13 protein-coding genes are annotated in these 15,353 nt (G+C 74.7%); 10 read left to right on the forward strand and 3 right to left on the reverse strand.

Features of this window, described 5'->3' with window-relative positions; all coding sequences use genetic code 11:
* Positions 1 to 18: 18 nt before the first annotated feature.
* Complete coding sequence (locus ACZ7LY_RS18355; RefSeq protein ID WP_471625645.1) at positions 19 to 1,071, forward strand: glycosyl hydrolase family 18 protein; 1,053 nt, start codon at positions 19 to 21, stop codon at positions 1,069 to 1,071.
* A gap of 368 nt (positions 1,072 to 1,439) precedes the next feature.
* Here ACZ7LY_RS18355 and ACZ7LY_RS18360 read toward each other — a convergent pair whose 3' ends face one another.
* Positions 1,440 to 2,846 carry an amidase gene (locus tag ACZ7LY_RS18360; protein WP_471625646.1) on the reverse strand — a complete coding sequence of 469 codons (1,407 nt, stop codon included), beginning with the start codon at positions 2,844 to 2,846 and terminating at the stop codon, positions 1,440 to 1,442.
* Between the two features lie 105 nt (positions 2,847 to 2,951).
* Between ACZ7LY_RS18360 and ACZ7LY_RS18365 the strand changes: the two genes are divergently transcribed.
* Positions 2,952 to 3,998, forward strand: coding sequence for a LacI family DNA-binding transcriptional regulator (locus ACZ7LY_RS18365; RefSeq protein ID WP_471625647.1), 1,047 nt, complete (start codon positions 2,952 to 2,954; stop codon positions 3,996 to 3,998).
* A gap of 227 nt (positions 3,999 to 4,225) precedes the next feature.
* Here ACZ7LY_RS18365 and trxA read toward each other — a convergent pair whose 3' ends face one another.
* Positions 4,226 to 4,633 (reverse strand): thioredoxin, encoded by a 408-nt coding sequence (gene trxA / locus ACZ7LY_RS18370; RefSeq protein ID WP_471625648.1) that lies wholly within the window; start codon positions 4,631 to 4,633, stop codon positions 4,226 to 4,228.
* 150 nt (positions 4,634 to 4,783) lie between these two features.
* Between trxA and ACZ7LY_RS18375 the strand changes: the two genes are divergently transcribed.
* The 7 genes from ACZ7LY_RS18375 to ACZ7LY_RS18405 all read left to right on the forward strand — a co-directional run bounded on the left by ACZ7LY_RS18375 (position 4,784) and on the right by ACZ7LY_RS18405 (position 12,897).
* Entirely contained in the window at positions 4,784 to 6,208 is a 1,425-nt protein-coding gene (locus ACZ7LY_RS18375; protein WP_471625649.1) for a dihydrolipoyl dehydrogenase family protein, read from the forward strand.
* Positions 6,209 to 6,657: 449 nt separating this feature from the next.
* Complete coding sequence (locus ACZ7LY_RS18380; RefSeq protein ID WP_471625650.1) at positions 6,658 to 8,130, forward strand: flavin-containing monooxygenase; 1,473 nt, start codon at positions 6,658 to 6,660, stop codon at positions 8,128 to 8,130.
* A complete protein-coding gene (locus ACZ7LY_RS18385; protein ID WP_471625651.1) occupies positions 8,127 to 8,579 on the forward strand; it encodes a RidA family protein in 453 nt (150 codons plus the stop codon). The genes ACZ7LY_RS18380 and ACZ7LY_RS18385 overlap by 4 nt, the downstream gene beginning before the upstream one ends.
* Positions 8,576 to 9,253 carry a DUF1028 domain-containing protein gene (locus ACZ7LY_RS18390; protein ID WP_471625652.1) on the forward strand — a complete coding sequence of 226 codons (678 nt, stop codon included), beginning with the start codon at positions 8,576 to 8,578 and terminating at the stop codon, positions 9,251 to 9,253. Before ACZ7LY_RS18385 ends, ACZ7LY_RS18390 begins: the two co-directional genes overlap by 4 nt.
* Positions 9,250 to 10,395, forward strand: coding sequence for a M20 family metallopeptidase (locus tag ACZ7LY_RS18395; protein ID WP_471625653.1), 1,146 nt, complete (start codon positions 9,250 to 9,252; stop codon positions 10,393 to 10,395). Before ACZ7LY_RS18390 ends, ACZ7LY_RS18395 begins: the two co-directional genes overlap by 4 nt.
* Positions 10,396 to 10,462: 67 nt before the next feature.
* Positions 10,463 to 11,851 (forward strand): MFS transporter, encoded by a 1,389-nt coding sequence (locus ACZ7LY_RS18400; RefSeq protein ID WP_471625654.1) that lies wholly within the window; start codon positions 10,463 to 10,465, stop codon positions 11,849 to 11,851.
* A 122-nt stretch (positions 11,852 to 11,973) separates the two neighbouring features.
* The gene (locus tag ACZ7LY_RS18405; RefSeq protein WP_471625655.1) at positions 11,974 to 12,897 is read left to right on the forward strand and encodes a LysR family transcriptional regulator; all 924 of its coding nucleotides are present in this window, start codon (positions 11,974 to 11,976) and stop codon (positions 12,895 to 12,897) included.
* A gap of 38 nt (positions 12,898 to 12,935) precedes the next feature.
* Here ACZ7LY_RS18405 and ACZ7LY_RS18410 read toward each other — a convergent pair whose 3' ends face one another.
* Positions 12,936 to 13,553, reverse strand: coding sequence for a TetR/AcrR family transcriptional regulator (locus ACZ7LY_RS18410; RefSeq protein WP_471625656.1), 618 nt, complete (start codon positions 13,551 to 13,553; stop codon positions 12,936 to 12,938).
* Positions 13,554 to 13,792: 239 nt separating this feature from the next.
* Between ACZ7LY_RS18410 and ACZ7LY_RS18415 the strand changes: the two genes are divergently transcribed.
* On the forward strand, positions 13,793 to 15,265 hold the full coding sequence (locus ACZ7LY_RS18415) for an aldehyde dehydrogenase (protein WP_471625657.1): 1,473 nt from the start codon (positions 13,793 to 13,795) through the stop codon (positions 15,263 to 15,265).
* Positions 15,266 to 15,353: the final 88 nt, after the last annotated feature.

Consider the following 15,353-nt stretch of genomic DNA (forward strand, 5'->3'; position numbering starts at 1 on the left):
CGACCGCAGGCTCGGGACATGACACGCCGACACATAGCCTCCTGCGCGCTCGCCCTCGCCGCCCTCGTCACGCCGCTCGCCGCGAACCCGCCGGCGCACGCCGCGCAGGCCCCGCCGGGCCCCCGGCCCGGTCGCACGGTCTCCGCCTGGCTGCCCTACTGGAACCAGGAGGCCGCCCTGCGCCACGCGCTCGCGCACTCCGCCCGGCTGCACACCGTCAGCCCCTTCTGGTATCAGACTCGCGGCGCCGACCGCGTCACCGGCTTCCCCGGGGCGGGGGAGCGGCGGGTCGTGGACGGGCTGCACGCGCGCGGCGTCCAGGTCGTCCCCACGGTGATGGAACAGCTCAAGCCGGGGGCACTGGATCGCATCCTGACCAGCCGTGACCAGCGCGCCCGGCACGTCCGCGCGCTCGTCGCGCTCGTACGGCACCGCGCGTACGACGGGCTCGACATCGACTACGAGACCATCGCGCCGACCCCGGCCGGCCGCTATCGCGCTGTCCGCGCCGCCTACGCCGACTTCATCACGGAGCTGTGCGGGCGGCTGCACGCCCTGCGCAAGCGGTGTATCGCCACCGTCACTCCGCAGACCGCCACGACCGGGCGGGTCTGGGACTACGCGCGGATCGGTGCCGCGGCCGATCAGGTGCGGATCATGGGGTACAACCTGCACCATGCCGAGGGGCCGCCCGGGCCGTTGGCCTCGCCGGCCTGGTACGCGGAGATTCTAGAGCGGGCCACGGCGCTCGTTCCCCGGCGGAAGATCGTGATGGGGATTCCCGCGTACGGGTGGGACTGGGTCGTCGGGAGCCGTGCGCGGGCCGCGCATGTGACGTCCGTCGAGGCGGAGGCTCTGCGGCGGAAGGTGCGGCGGCCTTACCGGCTGGACCCTGATTCTCGCACCCCGCACTTCACTTATGTGGCTCGGGGGAAGCGGCATTCTGTCTGGTACCAGGATGCGGGTGGGGTTGCGGCGTGTGTGCCGGTGTTGCGGCGGTACGGGGTTGTGGGGGTGGCGGTGTGGGCGCTCGGGTTCGAACAGGCGGGGTTGTGGCGGGTGTTGCGCTGATTTCTTCGTCTGCGGGTTCGTCGTGGCCCTCAGGGAGTTGGCCTGAGCGCCAACTCCCAGCCCTCCGGCGCTTGAGGAGCGGGGGCTGGGGCAGCGCCCCAGAGTGCCGGGTTCGTCGTGGCCGCTCGCGCAGTTCCCCGCGCCCCTGACGGGGCTGTCAATCCCGGCACTTCTCAGGCGCCCCGCGCCGCCTTGGGCAGTCTGCCGCCTGGGGCGGCAGGGTGGGCAAGGCGGCACCCAGCGCCGGGTGCGTTGATGTTGTACGTCCAGTTCAGCCCCGGTGGGGCTTCTCGCGCAGTTCCCCGCGCCCCTATGGGGCTGGCCTGAGCGCATGCTCCCACCCTTTCCGGCGGTTGGGGAGGAGGTGGTTATGGGGTTGTCGGGGGGCGGGAGTTTGACCAAGGGGTGGTTGATTCCAGGTGGGCGGCCAGGGAGATGAGGCGGGGGTCGCTGTGCGCGGGACCGAGGAGTTGCGCGCCCACGGGAAGCCCGTCACCCACGAAACCGGCGGGGACGTTGACCCCGGGCCACCCGAGCACGTTCCACGTCCACGCGTAAGGACACGCGGCGATCATCGCCCGATCCGTACGCCACCCGTCCAGCCCCGCCAACTCCCCGATCCGCGGAGCGGGAGTCGCCGTCGTCGGCGTGATCAGCACGTCGTACCGGTCGAAGAGGGCACCCACCCGCCGCCGCAGCAGCACCTCGGCCCGCCGGGACACCCGCAGCGGCGCCCCGCCGAGCAGCCGGCCGACCCGCGCGGACTGCCGGGTACGCGGATCGAGCAGCGCCGGATCGGGCACCCGCGCCGCCCAGTCCGCGACGCCCGCCGTGGCGCGGGGCACGAAGGTCAGGCCGATGGGCCCGTACCGCGGATCGGCCTCCTCCACGTCGTGGCCGAGCGCCGCGACCCGCTCCGCGAGCGCCAGCACCCGCGTCCGTATCCGCGGATCGAGCCGCTTCGGCGTCGCCGTGAACGGCATCCGCAGCGACACCGCGACCCGCAGCCGCCCCGGCTCGCGCCGCGCCGCGTCGGCGGCCCGGATCGCGCCCGGCCGGTGCAGATCGCCGGGGTGCGGGCCGCTCGCCGCGTCGAGCAGCAGCGCCGCGTCCGCCACGGTGCGGGCCAGCGGACCGTTGACGGTGATCCCGTGGAACGCCTCCGGCCACGGCCACGTGGAGATCCGCCCCCGCTGCGGCTTGATGCCGACCAGATGCGTCCACGCCGCCGGGATGCGCACGCTGCCCGCGCCGTCCGAGCCGAGCGCCGCCGGCACCAGGCCCGCCGCGACGGCCGCCGCCGAGCCGCCCGACGATCCGCCCGGCGTGTGCGCGGGCGCCCACGGATTCCGCGTCTCGCCGAACGCGGGCCCCTCGGTGAACGGCCACTGGCCCAGCTCGCAGGTGTTCGTCTTGCCGACGACGACCGCGCCCGCCGCCCGCAGCCGCCGCACCGCCTCCGCGTCCTCCCCGCTGACGGGGAAGTCGCCCGCGCAGCCGAACGCCGTCGGCTCCCCGGCCACGTCCATGTCGTCCTTGACCGCGACCGGCACCCCGAGCAGCGGCAGCCGCTCCCCGGCCGCCAGCCTGCGGTCCGCCGCGTCGGCCTCCGCGAGCGCCGCCTCGCCGCGCACCACGCGGAACGCGTTCAGTACGGGCTGGGCGCGCTCGATGCGGGCGAGTGTCTCCTCGACGAGGGTGCGGGAGGACACCGACCCGTCGGCGAGGGCGCGCGCGGCGGCGCCGAGTCCGGGTGCCGTGCCGGTGGTGGCCATGAGGTCTCCAATTCCCTTGCGGTGAACGCACGTTAGCGCCCGCGCGCGCCGCGTCGGTGCCCGGGGTGGGGCCCGCGCGGGCGGTCTGGAAAGATGCCGGGAGTCATGGCGCAGATACCGAAGCAGCGACCGCCCGTGCCGCCCGAGGCCACCGAAGGCGCCCGGCCCGCCCCGGGTGCCGTGCCCACCAGCGCGGACGTGGCCCGCCTCGCCGGCGTCTCCCGGGCCACCGTCAGTTACGTCCTGAACGACACCCGTGCCGTCCGCATCAGCGAGCCCACCCGCCGCCGTGTCCGCGAGGCGGCCCGCGCGCTCGGGTACGTGCCGCACGCCGCCGCCCGCAGCCTGCGCGCCGGCCACACCCGGATCGTGCTCCTGCCCACGCCCGAGGCGCCGGCCGGGCCCCTGTACAGCGCGTTCCTGAACGAACTCCAGGGGGCGCTCAGCCGCCTCGACTACACCGTCGTGCAGTACGGCGGTGCAGGCCCCGGCGGCGCCGACGCGGCCCGTGCCTGGGCCGAGCTGCGGCCCGTCGCCGTCCTCGCGCCCTGTGGCATCGGCCCCGAGGCCGTCGCCGTCCTGGAGCGGTCCGGGGCGCGGGCCGTCCTCACCCTCGGCCCCGAGCCCGTGGCCGGTGCGCACACCCTGCTCATGGACCACGCGAAGGTCGGCGGGGCCGCCGCCGGCCACCTGCGCGCCCGGGGCCACCACCGGATCGGCGTCGTCATGCCCCGCGAACGCGGCCTCGACGTGTTCGCCGTGCCCCGGCTGCGCGGCGTCACCGCCTCCGGCGCCGAGACCGTCCGGCTCGACGTCTCCTACGAGGAGACCGGCGCCGCCGACGCCGTGCGGCGGATCCGCGCGCAGGGGCTGTCAGCGGTGTTCGCGTACAACGACGAGTACGCCATGCTGCTGATGCGGGCCCTCCAGGACGCCGGGCTCGACGTCCCCGGTGACGTCGCCGTCGTCGGCGCCGACGACCTGACGCTCGGGCGGCTGCTGCGGCCCCGCCTCACCACGGTCCACATCGGCCTGCCCTCGGGCCACGAGCTGGCGGACCTCGTCGACGGCCTGGTCCGCGACCCCGCCACCACCGAGCGGGTGCGGCGCGACGTGCTGACCGCGCGCGTCGTCGCCCGCGACTCCACCTGATCCCCGGCCCGGCCGCGGCACACGGCGCACACCCCCTCGAAACGGCGGGTCCGGCCCCGGGGCGGGTGGGCGGCTGTGGTGGGTGCGGTTTCCGGGGCCGGCGGGCGTGCGCGGCCGTGGCGTACGGAAGCTGCCCGGCGCGGGGCCGGGAACGCGGCGAGGCGGCCGTCCAGGGACGGCCGCCTCGGGCGGGGGCCCGCCGCGCGGGCGGGCGGGGTGAGCGGGGCTCAGCCCTCGTTCGGCTGCTGGGCCTGCTGGGCCTGCTGGGCGGCCTGCTGCTCGGCGACCGACTTGCGGACCTCGTCCATGTCGAGCTTGCGGGCCTGGCCGATCACGTCGTCCAGCGCCTCCTGGGGGAGCGCGCCGGGCTGCGCGAAGACGGCGACCTGCTCACGCACGATCATCAGCGTCGGGATCGACTGGATACCGAAGGCGGCGGCCAGCTCGGGCTGCGCCTCCGTGTCGACCTTGCCGAAGACCAGGTCGGGGTTGGCCTCGGCCGCCTTCTCGTAGACCGGGGCGAACTGCTTGCACGGCCCGCACCAGGACGCCCAGAAGTCGATCAGCACGAAGTCGTTGTCCGTGACCGTCTGATCGAAGTTCTCCTTGGTCAGCTCCACGGTGGTGCTGCTCATGGTTGTTTCCCTCTTCCTGCTTCCGGGGTGTGGGGCGAAGCCGTCGGGGGCAATGCCGCTGTGCACAACCGTCCGCATGGCGGACGTATTCCGCGCACGTACCCAACCGCTCGGCACGCACACATGCCAACACGCTGGAAGACTGAGCGCATGACGGAACCCAACACCTACGACGTAGTGGTCATCGGCGCGGGCCCGGTCGGCGAGAACGTCGCCGACCGGGCCCGCGCCGGCGGTCTGAGCGCGGCGGTCGTGGAGAGCGAACTGGTCGGCGGCGAGTGCTCCTACTGGGCGTGCATGCCCAGCAAGGCGCTCCTGCGGCCGGTCATCGCCCGCGCCGACGCCCGGCGCGTGCCCGGACTGCGCCAGGCCGTGGCGGGCCCGCTCGACGCCCCGGCCGTGCTCGCCCACCGTGACGACTTCACCTCGCACTGGAAGGACGACGGCCAGGTCGGCTGGCTGGACTCCATCGGAGTGGACCTGTACCGGGGACACGGGCGGCTCGCCGGGCCCCGCACGGTCACCGTCACCGCCGATGACGGCACGGTCACGACGCTGACCGCGCGGCACGCCGTCGCCGTGTGCACCGGCACCCGCGCCGCCCTGCCCGACCTGCCGGGCCTCGCCGACGCCCGCCCCTGGACCAGCCGCGAGGCGACCAGCGCCCAGGAAGTACCCGGCCGGCTGATCGTGGTCGGCGGCGGAGTCGTCGCCACCGAGATGGCGACCGCCTGGCAGGCCCTCGGCTCCCAGGTCACCGTCCTCGTCCGGGGCGGCGGCCTCCTGGAGCGCATGGAGCCGTTCGCCGGTGAGCTGGTCGCGGACGCGCTGCGGGAGGCGGGCGCCGACATCCGTACGGGCGTCTCCGTCACCGCCGTCCGGCGCGAGGGCGCCACGGTCACCGCGACGCTCGGCGACGGGTCCACGCTGGAAGCCGACGAGATCCTCTTCGCCACCGGCCGCGCCCCGCGCACCGACGACATCGGCCTGGAGACGGTGGGCCTGCGCCCCGGCTCCTGGCTCGACGTCGACGACTCGCTGCGCGTCGAAGGCAGCGACTGGCTGTACGCGGTCGGCGACGCCAACCACCGCGCGCTCCTCACCCACCAGGGCAAGTACCAGGCCCGCATCGCGGGCGCCGCCATCACCGCGCGCGCGGCCGGGGTGCCGCTCCTGGAGACGGACCGCTGGGGCGCCCACGCGGCCACCGCCGACCACGCCGCCGTGCCGCAGGTCGTCTTCACCGACCCGGAGGCGGCGAGCGCAGGGCTGACCCTCGCCGAGGCCGAGCGGGCGGGCCACCGGGTCCGCGCCGTCGACTACGACCTGGCGAACGTGGCCGGCGCCAGCCTGTACGCCGACGGCTACACCGGCCGGGCCCGCATGATCGTCGACCTGGACCGCGAGGTGCTCCTCGGCGCCACGTTCGTCGGCCCCGGCGTCGGCGAACTCATCCACGCCGCGACCATCGCCATCGCGGGCGAGGTCCCCGTCGAACGCCTCTGGCACGCGGTCCCGGCCTACCCCACGATCAGCGAACTGTGGCTCCGCCTCCTGGAGACGTACCGGGGCTGACGCGCGCCACGCCCCCCCACATACAGGCCCGCCGGGCGGTTCTGCCGTCCGGCGGGCCTATGTGCGTCGGCGGTGCCGGGCGAGCGCTGCCGTGATCAGCGCGAGCGCGAGCAGGAGGACCGCCCACCAGGGCAGTCCGCGGAGCAGGGCGCCTCGGGCCTCGACGACAGGGTCCATGGGGGCTCCTCCACGGTTCGGGGGCGGTGAGGTACCGGTCCTGTGCCCCGTGGCGACCGGGCAACGCCCTTGAGGGGCCGGGCAACGTCCCTGAGGGGAGCGGGAGTTCGCGCCGTCGCGCCGGTGCGGGCATGCCGTCTGCATCGGGAAATCCGATGGCTCTCAGCGGAAACATCTGTTCGACAGGATCTTGGGGCGCCCTCAGGATGACGTGCAGCGGCAGCCCGGTCGACGCGACACCGGGACGGCCTGCCGCCCGAGGGGAGTCACACATGCCGAACGACATGCCGAACGACGCGCCGAACGATGTGCCGAACGATGTGCCGCGCGATCTGGCCGGCGACCTGCCCAGCGCCCTGTCCGGCGAGCCGGCCGGCGGTCGGGCCGTCGAGCGGACCGACGTCGTCGTGGTCGGAGCCGGGCAGGCCGGGATCGCCATGAGCGAGCACCTCGGCGCCCAGGGCATCGCCCACGTCGTCCTGGAACGCAGCCGCATCGCGGAGCGCTGGCGCTCCGAGCGCTGGGACTCGCTGGTCGCCAACGGGCCCGCCTGGCACGACCGGTTCCCCGGGATGGAGTTCCCCGGTCTCGCCCCCGGCGCCTTCGCCTCCAAGGAGCAGGTCGCCGCGTACTTCACCGCCTACGCGGAGAAGATCGGCGCCCCCGTGCGCTGCGGCGTCGAGGTCACCTCCGTGCGCCGCAAAGAAGGGCGGCCGGGCTTTCGCGTGGAGACCTCCGCGGGCCCGCTCGACGCCCGTTTCGTCGTCGCCGCCACCGGCCCCTTCCAGCGCCCGGTGATCCCGCCGGTCGTGCCCGAGGGCGCGGTCCCCGTACAACTGCACTCCAGCGGCTACCGCAACCCCGCGCAACTGCCGGACGGCGCCGTCCTCGTCGTCGGCGCGGGATCGTCCGGTGTGCAGATCGCCGACGAACTGCGGCGCTCCGGACGCCGCGTGTTCCTCTCCGTCGGCCCGCACGACCGGCCGCCGCGGCAGTACCGAGGCCGCGACTTCTGCTGGTGGCTCGGCGTGCTCGGACTGTGGGACGCCACCACGCCGCCGCAGGGCGCCGAGCACGTCACCATCGCCGTCAGCGGCGCCCGGGGCGGCCACACCGTCGACTTCCGCGCCCTCGCCGCCACCGGCGTCGAACTCGTCGGCATGACCGCCGCGTACGAGGACGGAGTCCTGCGCTTCGCCCCCGACCTCGGCGCCAACATCGCCCAGGGCGACGAGAAGTACCTCGGCCTGCTGCGCGCCGCCGACGCCTACGTCACCCGCAACGGCCTCGACCTGCCCGAGGAGCCCGACGCCCACCGCATCGGGCCCGACCCGGACTGCGTGCGCGAGCCCCGCCTGACCCTCGACCTCGCCGCCGAGGGCGTCACCTCGATCGTCTGGGCGACCGGTTACGCCGCCGACTACGGCTGGCTGGACGTCGACGCCTTCGACGACGCCGGCCGCCCCGCCCACAGCCGCGGTGTCTCGCGCGAGCCGGGCGTCTACTTCCTCGGCCTGCCCTGGCTGTCGCGGCGCGGCTCCAGCTTCATCTGGGGCGTCTGGCACGACGCCCGCTACGTCGCCGACCACATCGCCACCCGGCGCCGCTACCTCGCCCACGACACCGACACCGCCGTCGACACCGCCGCCGACACCGTCGCCGGAAGCGATACCGGCGCAGACCGCCAGGCCGCCGCCCCCGGCGCCCGCCCGTTCGCCGCCCAGCCCGCAGGAGCCGCCCGATGACCAGCCCCAAGCCCCCGATCGTCGCCGGCGGCCACACCCGCGTGCGCCCCTTCAACACCCGCGACACCTACCCCGAGCAGAACCTCGACAACGATCTGTGCCAGGCCGTCGTCGCCGGCGACACCGTGTACGTACGCGGACAGATCGGCCAGGACCTCGACACCAGCGAGTCCGTCGGCATCGGTGACGCCGAGGCGCAGGCCGAACGCGCCATGGCCAACATCAAGATGCTGCTCGAAGAGTCGGGCAGCCGCATGGAACACCTGGTCAAGCTGACGATCTACCTCGTCGACCCGCGCTACCGCGAGGCCGTCTACCGCACGGTCGGCCGCTGGACCAAGGGCGTCCACCCCATCTCCACCGGCCTCGTCGTCTCCGCGCTCGCCCGCCCGGAGTGGCTGTGCGAGATCGACGCCGTCGCCGTCATCCCGGAGGAGGACCGCGCATGACGTTCTCGCTCGTGGTCCGCGACGGCGACCGGTTCGCCGTCGCCACCAGCTCCTCCAGCCCCGCCGTCGCCGCCCGCGTCACCCATCTGCGCCCCGGTGTCGGCGCGGCGACCTCGCAGAACATCACCGACCCCGTCCTCGGCACCCGCCTCCTCGACGGACTGAGCGCGTACGGGGACGCCCGCCGCGCCCTCGCGGAGGTGACCGGCGCCGCCGACACCGAGAAGACCATCGCCTACCGCCAGTTGACCGTCCTCGGGCGCACCGGTCCCGGCGTCGCCTTCAGCGGCCCGCACACCCTCGGCACGTACGCCTCCGAGACCGCCGAGGGCGCGGTCGCCGCCGGGAACATGCTCAGCGGCACCCACATCCCGCGCGTCCTGCTCGACGCGTACGCCGCCGCCGAGGGCGAGGTGGAGGAGAGGCTGCTCGCCGCGCTGCGGGCCGCCGTCGACGCGGGCGGCGAGGAAGGGCCCGTGCGTTCGGCGGGGCTCGCCGTCGTCGCGGACGTCGGCTGGCGCGTCACCGACCTGCGCGTCGACTGGGCCGACGACCCCGTGGACCGGCTCGGGGAGCTGGTGGACGTCTGGCTCCCGCAGCGGGACGCCTATGTGCAGCGTGGCCTGGACCCCGCGTCCTCCCCGTCGTACGGCGTGCCCGGGGACGACCGGTGAGCGCGCTGAAGGACGCGGCGAAGAAGGCCGTCGACCGGCACGCGGACCAACTCGTCGCCCTCTCCGAGCAGTTGCACGCCGACCCGGAGACCGCGTGGGAGGAGCACCGGGCCGCCGCCGCCGTCCCCGAACTGCTCGACCGCGCCGGATTCGACGTCACCGCCGCCTACGTGGGCCTCGACACCGCCTTCCACGCCCGCTTCGGCAGCGGGCCGGTGCGGATCGCGGTGTGCGCCGAGTACGACGCCCTGCCCGGCCTCGGACACGCCTGCGGGCACAACCTCATCGCCGCGAGTTCCGTCGGCGCCGCCCTCGGTCTCGCGGCCGTCGCCGACGACGCCGGGCTCACCGTGGACGTGTACGGGACGCCCGCCGAGGAGGGCGGCGGCGGCAAGATCGAGATGCTGGAGCGCGGCGCGTTCACCGGCGCCGACCTCGCCATGATGGCGCACCCCGCGCCCGTCGACGTCGCCGAGGCCCGCCCCTTCGCCGTCAGCCACTCCCGCGTCTCCTACACCGGCCGCTCCGCGCACGCCGCCGCCTACCCCGAGGCCGGGGTCAACGCCGCCGACGCGTTCACCGTCGCCCAGGTCGCCATCGGCCTGCTGCGCCAGCACCTGCCCGCCTCCGCCCGCGTCCACGGCGTCGTCACCCACGCCGGCGACGCGCCGAACGCCGTACCCGAACGCACCTCGGGACGCTGGTACGTACGGGCCGAAACCCTCGCGGAGCTGGCCGAGTTGGAGCCGCGCGTCATGCGGGCCTTCGAGGCGGGCGCGCTCGCCACCGGGTGCGAGCTGGTGATCAAGCCCGAGAGCAAGCCGTACGCCGAGTTCCGCACCGACGAGCGGTCCCTCGCGCACTATCGCGCCAACGCCCTCGCTCTCGGGCGGGAGTTCGCGCCGCCCGGGCAGGCCGCCCGCATGAACCGTGCCTCCACCGACATGGGCAACGTCTCCCAGGTCGTGCCCGCCATCCACCCCTACGTCGGCATCGGCTCGCTGCCCGCCACCAACCACCAGCACGAGTTCGCCGCGTACTGCGTCGGCGGCACCGCCGAACGCGCCCTGCTCGACAGCGCCACCGCCCTCGCCTGGACCGGCGTCGACCGCGCCGCCGAGGGCGCCCCGCAACCGCGCTGACCCGCTCCGCCCCGCCCGGTACCGCACACCCCCCCGAGCCCCTGAACCCACCTCCTAGGAGGCGCGTATGCCCACCTCACCGAGCAGCGCCACGCCACCCGCCGCGACCGTCCCGGCCCCCGATCCGGCCGCGCTGCGCAGGAGCGTCGCGGCCGGGGCCGTCGGCGTGTTCGTCCACTGGTTCGACTGGGCGGCCTACGCCTATCTCGCCGGGACCGTCGCCACCGTCTTCTTTCCGGAGGGCGACCGCACCACCGGACTGCTCGCCGTGTTCGGCGTGTTCGCCGTCTCCTTCGGCATCCGTCCCGTCGGCGCGCTCGTCCTCGGGCCGCTCGGCGACCGCATCGGCCGCAAGCGGACCCTGTCCCTCGTCATCTTCCTGATGTCGGGCGCGACCCTCACCATCGGCCTGCTGCCCGGCTACGACTCCATCGGCGTCGCCGCGCCCGTCCTGCTCGTGGTGCTGCGGCTCGTGCAGGGGTTCGCGGCGGGCGGCGAGTTCGGCAGCGCGGCCAGCTTCCTCGCGGAGAGCGCGCCGCGCCGCCGCCGGGGGTTCGGGGTGAGCTGGCTGGAGGTCGGCTCGCTCCTCGGCTTCCTCGCCGGGTCGTTCGTCTTCCTGCTGCTGTCCACGGGCCTCGACGACGCCCAGCTCACCGCGTGGGGCTGGCGCGTGCCGTTCCTCGTCGCCGCCCCGCTCGGCGTCGTCGGCTTCGTCATCCGCGGCAAGATCGAGGACACCCCCGAGTACCGCGCGCTGGAGGCCGGCGGCACCGTCCCTGCCAGCCCCGCCCGCGAACTGCTGCGCTCGCACAAGCGCCAACTCCTGCAAGCGGCGGGCCTGATGACCGCGATGCACGTCCCGTTCTACGCGGTCCTCACCTACCTCGTCACCTACGAGACCGACCACCTCGGTCACTCCGCCGACAGCGCCGCCCTGCTGTCCACCGCGATCTCCCTGCTCGGTCTCGCCCTCGTGCCACTGTTCGGCGCGCTCTCGGACCGCGTCGGCCGCAAGCCCGTCTTCGTCGGCGCGACGCTCGCCCTGTTCGCCGGCGCGACCCCCGCGTTCCTGCTGATGCGCACGGGCCTCGTCGGCACCTGGATCGCCGGGCTGCTGCTCGGCGCGGTGCTCGCCGCCATCCTCGGCACGTACGCGGTCTGGTCGGCGGAGGTCTTCCCGACGCGGACCCGGCAGAGCGGACTGTCGGTCGCGTACAACATCACGGCGGCGCTGTTCGCCGGGACGGTGCCGTATCTGATGACGGTGCTCATCGACGCGACCGGCAGCACGCTCGTCCCCGGCCCGTACCTCATGGCCGCCGCCCTGGCCGGCCTGATCGCCGCGCTCACCCTCAAGGAGACGGCCGGTACGTCACTGCTGCGCCCGGAGGACGTCGCGGAGCCGGCCGGCGCTGCGGAGGACGGGCGGCCGGTGGCGCGGGAGGCGGCGGTCTGATGAGCCGGAGCCGCCGGGGGCCGCGCCGGGCGGGCCCCGGCGGCGTCCGCGGCGTACCGGCGCATAAGGTCGGGGCGGAAGGGTTCGCCGGGGACGTGGTCCCGTACGCGCAAGGGTCTCGCATGATGTCACCGCTGGGGTTCACCCTCGTACAGCTCCGCTACTTCCTCGTCGCGGCCGAGCACGGGTCGATGACGGAGGCGTCCGCGCAGTTGCACATCGCGCAGTCCGCCGTGTCCGCCGCCGTCTACAACCTGGAGCGGGAGCTGCGCGTGCAGCTTTTCATCCGGCGGCGCGGCCGGGGCCTGACACTGACGCCCGCGGGGGAGCGGCTGCGGCAGCAGGCGCGGGACCTCCTCGCGCGGGCCCGCGAGGTCGAACGGGAGGCCAGGGGCGGCGGCGAGGAACTGACCGGGCCCGTCGCCGTCGGGTGCTTCGTGACCCTGGCGCCCTACTATCTGCCGCCGCTGTTCAGCGCGTGCACCACACGGCATCCCGGCATCGAGATCGACGTCCTGGAGGCGGAGGCCGACGGGCTCGTCGACGCGCTCGCCGCCGGCCGTATCGACTTCGCCGTCACCTACGGCCTCGGCCTGAGTTCCGAGCCCGACCTGCGCACCGAGACGATCGCGCTGGCGCCCGCGTACGTCATCGTCGCCGCCGGTCACCCGCTCGCGGGGCGGGACAGCGTGGAGCTGGCCGAGCTGTCCGCGGAACCCCTCGTCCTGCTCGACCTGCCGCACAGCCGCGACTACTTCCACTCCCTCGTCGCCACCACCGGAACGGCCCCCGACGTGCGCTACCGCACCCAGAGCTATGAGACCGTCCGCTCGCTGGTGGCCCGCGGCCTCGGCTACTCGGTGCTCAACCAGCGGCCGGCGACCAGCCAGACGTACGGCGGCGGCGAGGTCGCGGAGCTGCGGCTGCGGGACGGCGGTCCGCCGCTGGAGGTCAAGATCGCGTCCCGGGGCGACATGACGCAGACGGCCCGCGCCCTGGCCGTGATGGACATCCTCCGCGACATCGCCCCGGCCCCCGCCGTCTAGCGGCCCCAGCCCCGGGCCCCGCATGAGTCGCCCGCCCGCTACAGCTCCCCGCACCCCGTGACCGCCCGCGCGTGGGCCAGGAGCAGGGCGCGGGCCCGGTCGCCGGTGAGGGACGTGTTGCGGCTGACGATGTGCAGGCCGTAGCCGTCCTCCATGGCGACCAGGCCGTGCGCCAGATCCTGCGCGGCCGCGGCCAGCGTGAACACGCCCGTGGCGGCGCCGACTTCGAGTGCCGTCGTGTACAGCGCCACCTCGCGGGCGAACAGCGACGTCATCAGCTCGGCGTGCCCGGGGCTGCGTCCCGCGCGCCGGTGCAGCTCGTACAGCAGTCCGTGCACCGGATCCCGCGTCGTGTCCGGCAGGCCGCTGCCGATCAGCGCCCGCAGCCGCGCCACGGGATCGCCCGCGCCCGCCTCGTCGTACGCGTGCTGACGCGACGTCAGGAAGCTCTCGACCGCGCCCCGGTGGACCTCCAGGACGAGGTCGTCCAGCTCCGGGTAGTAGTACAGCACCGAGCCCTGGGAGACGCCCGCCGCGTCCGCGATGTCCTTGATGCGGAGCCCTTCGAGGCCGCGCAGGGCGATGGCCTCCCCGGCGGCGGTCACCAGGGCCTGCCTGCGTGCCGTCTGGTTGCGTGGTCTGCCGACTTTGCCCATGGTCGCCGATTCTCTGCCACGCGCCGCAGATTCTGCAAGGAGTTCTAGCCCAGAGCATTGACGGCGGGCCCGCCTATTGTTTGAATCTCGGCTCAAAGAAGTCGACGGGCCCGTACCGAGGCCGCCGACACCGCCCCGCCCCGCGCACGGGCGGCACTCCTCCTCCGACCCCGGCCCGCCGCGATCCGGCCGGGCGACGGATCGTCCGACCGGCCCCCTACGCATCCGAGGCCCACCGCATGACGACGTACTCGCACTGGCGTCTGCGCGCCGCCGAACTCCGGCCCCGCACCCGCCTGTTCACCGACGGCACCTGGCGCGACGCCCAGGACGGCCGCACCTTCGCCACCGTCGACCCCGCCACCGGCAAGACCGTCGCCGAGGTCGCCTCCGGCTCCGCCGCCGACATCGACGACGCCGTACGCGCCGCCCGCACCTCCTTCGAGGACGGCCGCTGGTCGCGTACCGCTCCCGCCACCCGCAAGCGCGTCCTGCTCGACCTCGCCCGGCTCATCGAGGAGCACAGCGAGGAACTCGCCCTGTGCGACACGCTCGACATGGGCAAGCCCATCACCGAGTCGCACGGCACCGACGTACCCGGCGCCGCCGGCTGCTTCGCCTGGTACGCCGAGGCCCTCGACAAGCTCTACGACGAGGTCGCCCCCGCCCCGCCCGGCGAACTCGCCCTCGTGCGCCGCGCCCCGCTCGGCGTCGTCGGCGCGGTCGTCCCCTGGAACTTCCCGCTCGACATCGCCAGTTGGAAGCTCGCGCCCGCCCTCGCCGCCGGCAACAGCGTCGTCCTCAAGCCCGCCGAGCAGTCACCCCTGTCCGCGCTGCTGCTCGCCGAACTCGCCTCCCGCGCCGGGCTGCCCGACGGCGTCCTCAACGTCGTCCCCGGCCCGGGCCAGGTCACCGGGCGCGCCCTCGGCCTGCACGGGGACGTCGACACGCTCGCGTTCACCGGGTCCACCGCCGTCGCCCGCGCGTTCCTCGGCTACGCCGCCGCCTCCAACATGAAGCAGGTCTGGCCCGAGGCGGGCGGCAAGAGCCCCAACGTCGTCTTCGCCGACGCCGACCTGGAGGCCGCCGCCGAACGCGCCGCCTGGGGCTTCGCCTACAACGCCGGCCAGGTCTGCTCCGCCAACACCCGCCTGCTCGTCGAGGCGTCCGTCGCCGAGGAGTTCACCGCACGCGTCGCCGCCCACGCCCGCGCCTGGACCCCCGGCGACCCCCTCGACCCCGCGACCCGGCTCGGGCCGCTCGTCGACGAGGCGCAGGCCGCACGCGTCCTGGACGCCGTACGCGGCTGCGGCGGCACCCTCGTGTGCGGCGGCACCCGCCCCGCCCGCGACGGCGCCTACGTCGACCCGACCGTCGTCACGGGCCTGACCCCCGACGCCCCGCTCGTGCGCGAGGAGCTGTTCGGGCCCGTCCTGACCGTGCTGCCCTTCCACGACGAGGCCGAAGCGGTCCGCCTCGCCAACGACAGCGCCTACGGCCTCGCCGCCTCCGTGTGGACCCGCGACCTCGGCCGCGCCCACCGCGTCGCCGACGCCCTGCGCGCCGGAACCGTCTCCGTCAACACGGTCGACGCGCTCAGCCCGTACACGCCCTTCGGCGGCTTCAAGCAGTCCGGGCACGGCCGCGACCTCTCCCTGCACTCCTTCGACAAGTACACCGGCCTGAAGACCACCTGGATCTCCTACGGCTGACCCCGTGGGCCCCCGCCCACCCGGCGGCCCGCACCCCCGTCCCGTACGGGCACCGCTTCCTCGTACGGGCACCGCTTTTTCGTACCGG

The sequence above is a fragment of the Streptomyces sp. NPDC107550 genome (assembly GCF_055639095.1).

What these genes read in the sequence shown, in the direction of transcription:
- ACZ7LY_RS18355 (WP_471625645.1), top strand. Translation starts at nt 19, where the DNA reads ATGACACGCCGACACATAGCCTCCTGCGCGCTCGCCCTCGCCGCCCTC.
- ACZ7LY_RS18360 (WP_471625646.1), bottom strand. Translation starts at nt 2,846, where the DNA reads ATGGCCACCACCGGCACGGCACCCGGACTCGGCGCCGCCGCGCGCGCC.
- ACZ7LY_RS18365 (WP_471625647.1), top strand. Translation starts at nt 2,952, where the DNA reads ATGGCGCAGATACCGAAGCAGCGACCGCCCGTGCCGCCCGAGGCCACC.
- trxA (WP_471625648.1), bottom strand. Translation starts at nt 4,633, where the DNA reads ATGAGCAGCACCACCGTGGAGCTGACCAAGGAGAACTTCGATCAGACG.
- ACZ7LY_RS18375 (WP_471625649.1), top strand. Translation starts at nt 4,784, where the DNA reads ATGACGGAACCCAACACCTACGACGTAGTGGTCATCGGCGCGGGCCCG.
- ACZ7LY_RS18380 (WP_471625650.1), top strand. Translation starts at nt 6,658, where the DNA reads ATGCCGAACGACATGCCGAACGACGCGCCGAACGATGTGCCGAACGAT.
- ACZ7LY_RS18385 (WP_471625651.1), top strand. Translation starts at nt 8,127, where the DNA reads ATGACCAGCCCCAAGCCCCCGATCGTCGCCGGCGGCCACACCCGCGTG.
- ACZ7LY_RS18390 (WP_471625652.1), top strand. Translation starts at nt 8,576, where the DNA reads ATGACGTTCTCGCTCGTGGTCCGCGACGGCGACCGGTTCGCCGTCGCC.
- ACZ7LY_RS18400 (WP_471625654.1), top strand. Translation starts at nt 10,463, where the DNA reads ATGCCCACCTCACCGAGCAGCGCCACGCCACCCGCCGCGACCGTCCCG.
- ACZ7LY_RS18405 (WP_471625655.1), top strand. Translation starts at nt 11,974, where the DNA reads ATGATGTCACCGCTGGGGTTCACCCTCGTACAGCTCCGCTACTTCCTC.
- ACZ7LY_RS18410 (WP_471625656.1), bottom strand. Translation starts at nt 13,553, where the DNA reads ATGGGCAAAGTCGGCAGACCACGCAACCAGACGGCACGCAGGCAGGCC.
- ACZ7LY_RS18415 (WP_471625657.1), top strand. Translation starts at nt 13,793, where the DNA reads ATGACGACGTACTCGCACTGGCGTCTGCGCGCCGCCGAACTCCGGCCC.